The organism is Williamsia sp. (assembly GCF_016462415.1).
Lineage (GTDB): Bacteria > Actinomycetota > Actinomycetes > Mycobacteriales > Mycobacteriaceae > Williamsia_A.
In genome coordinates, this window is record NZ_JAEMTF010000013.1 from 54875 (window position 1) to 65097 (window position 10223).

Sequence of the window (10223 nt, forward strand, 5' to 3'; positions counted from 1 at the left end):
TTACCAGGCAGTAAGTTACGAACGCTCGACCGTGGCGACGTCGGCCCGACGGTAACCCACCGATTCGAGTGCCGCGGCGACGGTCATCTCGGCGAGATGGGTGTCGACGGCACCGAGTGCGGGCATCAGCGTGCGGAGCAGGAGTGGCCCGGTCAGCAGGTCGCAGATCTCGTCCGAATCGGCGACGGCGGCGATGTCACCGCGATGGGCGGCCTGGTCGAGAGCACGGCGGACGGCCGCACGTCGCGGGGTCATGATGTCGTCGAACAGACGAGAACGCAGGGTGTCGTTGCGTGAACTCTCCTCGATCAGACCCGGCATCGCCCGGATGACCAGGGGATCGGTGAAGAACGCGATCTGTTGCTTCTGCACTGCGTCGAGGTCCGCGGGCAGATCGCCGCAATCGGTACGGGGATCGAACACGACGCGGGAACTCATGGCCGCGGAGACGATCTGGGCCAGCGATGCATACCGGCGGTACACGGCCGGTCGTGTCGTGCCTGCGGCACGGGCCACCGCGTCGATGGTCGTCGCGCCGTAGCCGATCTCGACGATCATTCTCGCCGCCTCATCGAGAATGGCGTCGTCAATCGACGAATCTCGTGGTCGCCCGGTGTTGACCATCATACATTACAAGCTGTAACGTAACGGTGCATGAGGACGACAGTAGCAGTGCGGAGGGACAAATGTCTCGGGGGGCACTGCTCGGTCAGTCGGAAGGAAAGTTCCGTTGGGTGACGTTCTGACATGGACGGTGGTGTTCGCGACTATCGCGAGCTCACTGGCCATTTCCACCGTCACCATCCTCGTCATTTCGCGGCTCGGGGATATGGGGAGTATTCCCGAGGCCGCGGAGCTCGCGGCGTCGCGTCCCACACCGGGACATCTGACGCGCACGGACCTGCGGGCACTACGCGATTCCGAACGAATTCTACGTGGGGTACTTCGTTCGGAAACGCATCCATTGTCCCACCGCCTCGGTGGCGACGCGGACATCTCGTGTCCGGATGCGTTCCCGCGTAGTGCCCGCTGACGCCGTCTGAACCGACCGTCAACAGGCACCCGCACCGGTCGCGCGCAGGTTGCGCGCCACCGACCGGTCCACCTGGGCCTGGGACAGACGCTTCGCCCGCACCGCCGAGGTGAGCGCGGCCAGTACGTCGGGGACCTTGTCCGTGCTGAGCCACAACGCCAGATCGGCCCCGGCGGTCAGGGCCCGCACGACCGCCTCCTCGATCCCGTACCGCGCGCTGATCGCGGCCATCCCGCTGAGGTCGTCGGTGAAGATCGGGCCGTCGAAAGCCCTGCCGCCGTATCCGGTCCCCGTTCGCAACAGCCGCATCGCCGGTGCCGAGATGCTGGCGGGCAGTTCATCGCCCGTGAGCCCGGGAACGATCAGATGCCCGACCATCACCCCCGCCGTCGGCACCGCTCGGGTCGCCTGACCCGGCAACAACGTCCGGTACGGCACCAGATCGTCCGACTTCAGCTGCGACAGCGGCGGCGTGCGGACCGTGCCGGTGTGCGAGTCACCCGATCCGTGTCCGTGACCCGGGAAGTGTTTGAACACCGGCATGACGCCCGCGTCGCGCAGACCGTCGGCGAAGGCACCCGCGTACCGGGCGACGACCGCCGGATCGTCGGAGAACGACCGGTCACCGATCACCTCGTCGTCGGACTCGTCACTCACGTCGGCGTCCGGCGCGAAGTCGACGGTGATCCCGAGTCTCTTCAGACCCGCCCCGGTCCTCGCCGCGATTCGGCGCACCTCGGCCGGCGTGGAGGTCGCCGCCAGTTCGCGGGCCGACGGGCTGTCGATACCCAGCTCGGACAGCCGCGACACCCGACCACCCTCCTGGTCGACCGTCACCATCAGCGGCCGCTTCGACCGCGCCGCGATGGCTTTCAGTCGACCGTCGGCCAGGATCGAGAAGTCGGTGAAGCTGCCGACGAAGATCCCACCCACGTGATAGGTGTCGACGACGCGACGCGCGTCCTCCGTTCCGCTCACCCCGACCACCAGCATCGCGGCGAGCTTGTCGCGCAACGACATCGACGCCGTGATCGCCGACGCGCATCCGGCGGCGACCGCGTTCGAGGTGCTCGGTGCCGACGAGGTCGATGAAGAAGCCGCCGCGGAGGTCGTCGAGGTCGCACCCGTCGAGGTCGCGACGCCGTCGGCCCCGCTGCCGCAACCCGCCAGCACCGCGACCAGACCCATCACGCCGACGGTCACACCATGACGGCGTCGCGCCTCCGGTTTCCACATGGCAAGCAGTCTGACACGGCGCGATTCCCGCACGAATGCCCAGTCCACGGACTATTCTCGTCCCACACCACAGGGGACGAAGGACACCATCATGGCAACCACGGACCAGCAGACCTCGGACCTGATCATGATCGCCTACGACGGCACCGAGAACGCGGATCGGGCAATCGATTACGCGGGACGGTTCCTCGCGGGCCGACGCGCCGTCGTGGTCACCGCGTGGGAGACCGGCTCGCATCAGACCGCCCGCCTGTCGTCGTTGTCGGGCGGGATGCAGACGATGGTGGGCGTCTCGGTCGACACCGAGGTCGACGAACTCCTGCGGATCGAGGCCACCACCCTCAACGCGCGGGGTGTCGAACGGGCCCGTGCCTGCGGGATGGAGGCGGACGGACGCCTGGCCGAGGTGGAGTCGACGGTGTGGGGCGCGCTGGTCGACGCCGCGGACGAGCTGGCCGTGGACGTGCTGGTCACCGGCACCCGCGGCGCGTCCGGACTCAAGGCGCTGCTGCACAGCAGCGTCGCCGAGGCGGTGTTGAAACACTGTCGCCGACCGGTGCTGGTCGTCCCGGCCCGATGCACCGCGAACGCCACGGCCGCCGCGCACTCCTGAGCGGCACCGAAACCGGGCGGGGCGGATGGTAGTTTCGACGCGAGCAGTACGACGTCGACCTCAGGAGCACCACACCCATGACCGACAACCGCCTCATCGCCGGAGCCATCGCCGGGATCATGGGCGTCATCGTCGCCATCGCGGTCGTGTTCCTCGGCGGGTACATCTCCTCCGACGACAACCCGTCGACCGACGTCAACAGCTTCAACGCGGACAACGGTTTCGTGAAGGGCTCGGTCGACTACGGCACGCGTGACAACGCCGGAGTGCAGAACTGACGTCCGTCCCCGCTCGGTGGATGATCAGCGTCTGACCCGACGCGGGGTCGCGCTCGCGGCTCTGGCCGCTCTGATCGTCACGTTCGTCCAGTCCCCCGGCACCATCGCCGCCGACACCAAGCTCGATCTCACCGCCGACCCCGTCGGCTTCCTCGCCCGCGCGACGCACCTGTGGTCGTCGCAGGCTACCTTCGGTCAGGTCCAGAACCAGGCCTACGGCTACTTCTTCCCGCACGGGGCGTTCTTCGTCCTCGGCGACGTCGTCGGCCTCCCGCCGTGGGTCACCCAGCGGCTGTGGTGGGCCGTGCTCGTCTTCGTCGGGTTCCTCGGCATCGTCCGGCTCGCCGAGGCTCTGGGTGTCGGTTCCCGGGGCTCCCGGATCGTCGCCGCGGTCGCCTTCGTGCTCAGTCCCCGCGTCCTGACGACCCTGGGATCGATCTCCTCGGAGACGACGGTGATGATGCTCGCGCCGTGGGTGTTGATCCCGGTGGTGATCGCCCTCAATCACCCACAGCTGCGATCGTCGTTGCGTCAGTTGGCGTTCCGATCGGCCTGCGCGGTCGCGCTCATGGGTGCGGTCAACGCCGTCGCCACGCTGGCCGCGTGCGGTATCGCCGTCGTGTGGTGGCTGGCGCACGCCCCGGTCGTCACCGGCTCGGCGCAGAACAGGCCCGCCGCGCGGTGGGTCCGGTTCTCGCTGTGGTGGGCGCTCGGGGTGGCGCTGGCGTGCGCCTGGTGGATCGTCCCGCTGCTGATCCTCTCGCGGGTGAGCCCGCCGTTCCTCGACTTCATCGAGTCGTCGCGCGTCACCACGGAGTGGACCTCGCTCACCGAGGTCCTGCGCGGCACCAGTTCGTGGACGCCGTTCGTCTCCCCGGAGCGGGTCGCGGGATCGTTGCTCGTGAACCAACCGGCGGCCGTGGTCGCGACCGGGGTCGTCGCGGCGGCCGGACTCGCGGGACTCGCCATGCGCCGCATGCCCGGACGAGGACGTCTGGTCACGGCGCTCGTCGTCGGGCTGCTGCTGATGTGCCTGGGCTTCGCCGGGCAGCTCGGTTCGCCGGTCGCCGAACCGATCCGGGTGTTCCTCGACGGCGCGGGCGCGCCCCTGCGCAACGTGCACAAGTTCGACCCGATGATCCGCATCCCCCTGGTCCTGGGCATCGCGCACCTGCTCGCGCGTATCCCGCTGCCGGGCACCGTGTCCTGGCCGCAGGCGGGTCGCGCGGCCGCCCATCCGGAACGGTCACCGGCACTCGCCGCGACGATCGCGTTGCTGGTCGCCGTGGTGGGCGCCGGCTCGCTGGTGTGGACCGGACGCATCGCCCCGCAGGGAACCTACGACGAGATCCCCGACTACTGGTCGCAGACCGCCGACTGGTTGACGGCGAACTCGGGTCCCCGCGAGCACCCGGAACGCACCCTGGTGGTGCCGGGGGCACCGCTGGCCGACCAGAGCTGGGGACTGACCCGCGACGAACCGCTGCAGCCGCTGGCCGGTGTGCCGTGGGCCGTGCGCGACGCGATCCCACTGGTCCCGCCCGGTGCGATCCGGGCACTGGACTCGGTGCAGCGGCTGATCAGCTCCGGTCGGGGGTCGGCGGGGATGGCGGCGACCCTGGAACGACAGGGCGTCGGATACGTCGTCCTGCGCGCCGACCTCGATCCCACCGCATCGCGCTCGGCGCGACCGATTCTGGCCCAGCAGGCGCTGACGTCGTCGCCCGGTCTGGTGCGCGTCGCGCGGTTCGGGCCCGAGGTCGGTCCGCGGAGGATCAAGGGGATCGTCGGCGACGACGGGTTGGCGCCACAGCTGCCCGCGATACAGATCTTCGCGGTCCGTTCGGCCGCCGCGGGCACCTCGAGCGCGGGCACCGGACCGTCGGTGGTGGACCTCGACGCGATGCCGCGGATCGTCGGAGGTCCCGAATCGCTGGCGCGCCTGCAGGATCACGCCGCACTGACCGGTGCACCGCCGCTGGGCCCGGCGCTGCTCGACGCCGACGCCCGACGCGCCGGTGTCGACGACTCGGGTCCGTCCGGCGCCATCGTGACCGACACACCCACCGACCGAGAGACCGACTTCGGTCGCGTCGACGACCACAGCTCGGCCATCCGTGCCCCCGGGGACCGGCGGTCGACCCAGAACGCCGTACCCGACTACCCCGTACCGGGCGCCGGCCTGGTGCGCGGGCAGTGGCTGCTCGACGGCGCCCCGGATCAGGTGTCGGTCACCGCGTCCGGATCTGCCTCGGATGCAACGCAGTTGGGGCAGACCTCGCCGGCGAACTCCCCCGCCGCGGCGTTCGACGACGACCCGAACACCTCGTGGATCAGCCGGGGCATCGACTCCGCGGTGGGCCAGTGGCTGCAGGTGAACTTCACCCGCCCGCGCTCCGACCTCGCCGTGACCGTCACCCCGGGCAAGGCCCTCGGCGCACCGGTCACGAGCCTGCTGGTCACCACCGAGGCCGGCAGCTCGGTCGCCCAGGGCCTCACGCCGGGCGCGAAGACCACCATCGTCGCTCCGAGCGGACCGACCCGCTGGATCCAGGTGCGTGCCATCGGCACCGACAACAACACCGCCGGCAGCCAGTTCGCGATCGCGGAGATGTCGCTCACCGACACCCGCAGCGGCACCGATCTGGCCATCCGCCACCGCGTCGTCCTGCCGCCGTTGGTCGCGGGCCGGTCGGTCGCCGGCTGGGATCTGGGCACCGAGCTCGGCGGCCGGACGGCGTGCGCGGCAGACGCAGATGTCACGCGCTGTTCGGCGGCGCTGGCCCTACCGCCCGAGGAACCCGGTGTCTTCACCCGGGTGCTGTCGGTGCCCGAGGCCATCGACGTCACCCCGCGTGTCTGGTTGCGCGGCGCCCCGGGAACAGCCCTCACCACCCTGCTGGCCGCTCCGGGATCGGTGCGCGCCCAGGGCGCCTCGCTGGTCGTCGATCCTCGCGGCACGGCCTCGGCGGCCGTCGACGGCGAACCCGGCACGTCCTGGATCGCCCCCGAGTCGACCACCACACCCGGCGCGGCACCCCCATCGCTGCGGCTCACGTTGCCCGCGGCCCAGCGCGTCGACACGATGACGATCACCCGTCCCCGCGGGCTGTACCCGGCTGCGCCGGTGCGGGTCGCGGTCGACCTCGGCACCGGCCGACAGGTGCGGAAACTGCCGGCCGACGGCCGGATCACCCTCGATCCGGCGGTGACCGACCGCGTCTCGGTGACGGTGCTGTCGTCGGCCGATCTCATCGACGTCAACAGCCTCGGCTTCGCCAAGCAGGCACCGGTGGGTATCGCCGAGATCGCCGTCGGCGGCGCGCCGCCCGCGCCGTCGGCCGACCGTGTCGTCACGGTGGGCTGCGATGCCGGCATCGGGATGGCCGTGGCGGGCCGCGTGGTGCCGTTGACGGTGACCACCACCGCACGCCGCCTTCTCGACGGAGACCCGGTCGCCGCTTCTCCCTGCGGCACGGACTCGGTGGCCCTGCCCGCCGGCGAGCAACAGGTGTCGATCACCCCCGGTGCGGCGTTCACGGTCGACTCGGCCACGCTCCAGCGCCCAGCGGCAGGGTCGCCGAGTGGGAATCGGGCGCAGCGAGGTTCGGAGCGAGAGCGGGCCCTGGCGCCAGAGGAATGGGGTGCCGATCACCGGACGGTCGACGTCGCGGCGTCGGGCTCGGCTCGTGTCCTGGTGGTTCCGGAATCACAGAACGCGGGCTGGCACGCCCGGGCAGGCGGTCGGGAACTGACCCCGATCGTCGTCGACGGCTGGCAGCAGGGGTGGATCGTGCCCGCGGGTGTCGCCGGGACGATCACGCTGGACTATCCGCTCGACGGCCCCTATCGCTGGTCGCTGCTGATCGGACTGCTGGCCGTGGCAGCCCTGTTCGCCGCCACGCTCATCGGGCGACGACGCCCGACGCGTGACGATCGGCTGCCGGCGGCGACGCCGATCCGGGCGCCGCTGGCCGCCGCCGTCGCACTCGTGGTGGCCCTGACACTGCTCACCGGGTGGCCGGGTGCCCTGGCAGCTGTCGCAACCGCCGCGGCGGGTCAGTGGATCCGACGTCGACGTCCCCGGGCACTGCCGCTGGTGGTCGCCGCGATGTTCACACTGGCCGCCGCCGGATTGTCACTCGGCCCGTGGCGGTCGCCGTCGGGCTACACCGGTTTCAGCTGGTGGGTTCAGCTCGCCGCGCTGATGGCGGTCACGCTCGTGGCCGCCGGGGCCGTGCCGGCGTCGCGGTCGGCGGCGGCCTGGCGTCGCTCACTGCGGCGACGTTCGGCGTCCCGCATCGCGCGCCGTGCCGGGTCCTCGATCAAGCCGTAGCTGGCGGCGGACACCCCGATCGTGACGAGCAGGGTCAGCAGCCACACGGCCCACATCGATCCGCCGAAGACACCGAACCCGAACAGCGAGAACACCGCGGACAGCACCGCCAGGTGCCAGATGAAGATCGCGTACGACCACCGACCGAGGGCCTGCATCACCGCCGAGTCGAGGAAGCGGAACCGACCCGCCGGACGCAGGACGATCGGGGCGAGCACACCGAAGCCGACGATCCCACCCAGGACGATCTTCGCCGCGAACTGAGCCGACGACACCTCCGCGAGCCCGGTGGGCCCGGCGAGCGGTGTGCAGGCCGCGGCGTAGGCGAGGGCGGCCACGCCGGTCATCGAGACCCGGTGCCCCCCGATCCAGCGCGCGATCCGACCCCGCGTCGGTGTGGCCGCCATCTCCGCGAGAACCATCCCCACCACGAACCACGGAAGGTGCCCGGGAAGCCAGTTCTTCGGTGCCACCCCCGCGGCGAGCGGCAGGGCGTCGGCGATCCATCCCCACGACAGGCTGATCGCGGCCGCACCCAGGAGCACCGGGATCCGCAGCCGTGCGCGGTCGCCGCGCAGCCGGACCACGGCGAACGCGATCAGCGGCAGCAGGGCGTAGAAGCTGACCTCCACCGACAGCGTCCACATCTGCGTCATCCCCAACGTGAGTGACAGCGGAACGTAGATCTGGGCGATGAACAGGTTCGCGAGCCAGACCGTCGGCGTCGCGCCGCGAGCGTCCGGTAGCAGGACGAGGACGAAGACCACGACCACCAGGTACGCGGGCCAGATCCGTACCACCCGATGACGCAGGTAGCGGCGGAACCCTGGCGCCGCCGGTCCACCCCGGGCCGCGGAGGCGTGCGGACGCCACAGCAGGAACCCGGACAGGGCGAAGAAGAGGGCCACGGCCAGGTCGAGGCGCCCCCAGACGGCGCCGAGCACCGAACCGTCGACAGACCGGGTCTGGAAGGCGACGTGAGTGGTCAGGACTCCGATCGCGGCGAGCGCCCGCATGCCCTCGAGGGCCGGGATGAAGCCGGAACGGGGTGGCGCCGCGCGGAGACGGTCGTCGGCGCCCGCGCTGGTGACCATGGGCCGAAACTACCCGGCGTCCGGTCATGGGCGACAAATCGCCGTCTAGCAGCGACGGAGCGATCGGCCCGGCTGTTAGTCTCGCTCGCAAGGTGGAATGCGCTCGCTCACCACACCGACACGAGAAGTTCTAAAAGGAGTTTGCGCCATGGCGTCAGGCCGAATGTCGGTTCGGGAACTCGTGGGGCCGGTCCTCATCTTCGTGGGTGCACTGCTGGTGGTGGTGGCCATCGCCTCCCCGCTGTACCTCGTGGGACAGCTCGAGAAGACCCCGATGGACACCGACTTCACCACGGTGGCGTCGTCGCAGCGACCCGATGGCGGCACCGGCAGCCAGGCGTTGCCCGCCCAGATCCTGAACCGCTGCTCGCTGTCGGACTCGAAGCCCGAGGTCTCCGACGCCAACCTCACCCGCCAGCAGCGCGTGGTCGTGGTCAAGCCGGCCAACTCCGAGAAGGTCACCTTCCAGGCCGGCACGTCGACCCGGATCAACCAGATCCAGATCTCCGGCGAAACCGTCGCCCCGAGTTCGGATTCGACCAGCGGCGGGGGCTGCCTCGGCGCCCTGCTGCTCGCGACGAAGGACCGCGTCACCACCGATCGCAGCACCGCACTGCCCGCACTCGGCGGTGGCGGCAGCTCCGAGGTCCAGCTCGACGCGTCGGACAAGACGGTCACCATCCCCGACCGCACCGGCCTGCAGTACCGGTTCCCGTTCGACGTCGACAAGTCCAAGACCTACAACTACTTCGACCTCACGACCCGCACCTCGAGCCCGCTGAAGTACGTCGACTCCTCGGAAATCAACGGCGTCAAGGTCTTCCACTACACCCAGGACGTGCCGGAGGCGAACCTCGCGAGCCTCAAGGACGCGAACGACCAGTCCCCGCAGGGCACCACACTGAGCCAGGCGTCGTCCTGGTACGGCGGGTTCCCCGACATCGACCGGACCCAGAAGCTCCCGGCCGAGCTGTACCACAAGGCAACTCGTGATCTGTACGTCGATCCGGTCAGTGGCACGATCATCAACGCGCGCGAGCACGTCCAGGAGTACTTCAAGATCTCCGGCGTCAGCGACGACGCCCCGGCCGCCCTGCGCGACTACAAGCTGACCAACCTCGACGCCACCTTCGTCTACGACCAGAAGACGCAGGAGTCGTTGGCCGACAACGCCAAGGACCTCGCCTCGCCGGTCCGACTGTGGGGCCGTTGGCTGCCGATCGTCTTCGGCGTGCTCGGCGCCATCGCATTGGTCGCCGGCGTCTTCCTGCTGCTGCGCGGACCGCGTCGCCGGGCCGCGACCGCGGGCGGTGCCACCGATCCGTACTACCCCGTCGCCACCCACGACGACGGCGGACCCGACGACTCCGCGTTCCGCGACTCCGATTACCGGGACCCCGGGTACCGCGACGAGGAATCCGACCGCCCGACCACGGTGTTCCCGGACCTTCGCAAGGACACCGGCGGCTCGGGCGGCACCGATGACGATGCGACGCAGAACATCCCGCGCGTCACCGACGATCCGTCGCAGGCCGGATGGTCGGATCCGGACGGTCCCGGATCGGCCGAGACCCGCCGTGACGATCCCTGGCGGGGCCCGGACAACCGGTAGCAAGGCCTGCTTCTCCGACTG

The 10223-nt window shown here is 70.3% G+C and carries 6 protein-coding genes and 1 pseudogene; 4 read left to right on the forward strand and 3 right to left on the reverse strand.

All coding sequences use genetic code 11. The features are described 5' to 3' along the window. Positions 1–15: 15 nt before the first annotated feature. Positions 16–627, reverse strand: coding sequence for a TetR/AcrR family transcriptional regulator (locus JHC79_RS05515; RefSeq protein ID WP_366782325.1), 612 nt, complete (start codon positions 625–627; stop codon positions 16–18). Positions 628–1051: 424 nt separating this feature from the next. Next, positions 1052–2269 (reverse strand): glycoside hydrolase family 3 N-terminal domain-containing protein, encoded by a 1218-nt coding sequence (locus tag JHC79_RS05520; RefSeq protein ID WP_296389128.1) that lies wholly within the window; start codon positions 2267–2269, stop codon positions 1052–1054. Positions 2270–2360: 91 nt separating this feature from the next. On the opposite strand from JHC79_RS05520, the gene JHC79_RS05525 reads away from it, so the two are divergent. The 3 genes from JHC79_RS05525 to JHC79_RS05535 all read left to right on the forward strand — a co-directional run bounded on the left by JHC79_RS05525 (position 2361) and on the right by JHC79_RS05535 (position 7496). Next, entirely contained in the window at positions 2361–2882 is a 522-nt protein-coding gene (locus tag JHC79_RS05525; RefSeq protein ID WP_296389129.1) for a universal stress protein, read from the forward strand. Between the two features lie 77 nt (positions 2883–2959). Continuing rightward, a complete protein-coding gene (locus JHC79_RS05530; protein ID WP_188486988.1) occupies positions 2960–3160 on the forward strand; it encodes a DUF2613 domain-containing protein in 201 nt (66 codons plus the stop codon). Positions 3161–3176: 16 nt separating this feature from the next. Continuing rightward, a complete protein-coding gene (locus JHC79_RS05535; protein ID WP_296389133.1) occupies positions 3177–7496 on the forward strand; it encodes an alpha-(1->3)-arabinofuranosyltransferase in 4320 nt (1439 codons plus the stop codon). A gap of 14 nt (positions 7497–7510) precedes the next feature. Here JHC79_RS05535 and JHC79_RS05540 read toward each other — a convergent pair. Then, positions 7511–8590, reverse strand: a pseudogene (locus JHC79_RS05540) (acyltransferase); the annotation flags it as partial. Between the two features lie 148 nt (positions 8591–8738). Between JHC79_RS05540 and JHC79_RS05545 the strand changes: the two are divergent. Further along, on the forward strand, positions 8739–10202 hold the full coding sequence (locus JHC79_RS05545) for a DUF3068 domain-containing protein (RefSeq protein WP_296389136.1): 1464 nt from the start codon (positions 8739–8741) through the stop codon (positions 10200–10202). The last annotated feature ends 21 nt before the right edge of the window (positions 10203–10223 follow it).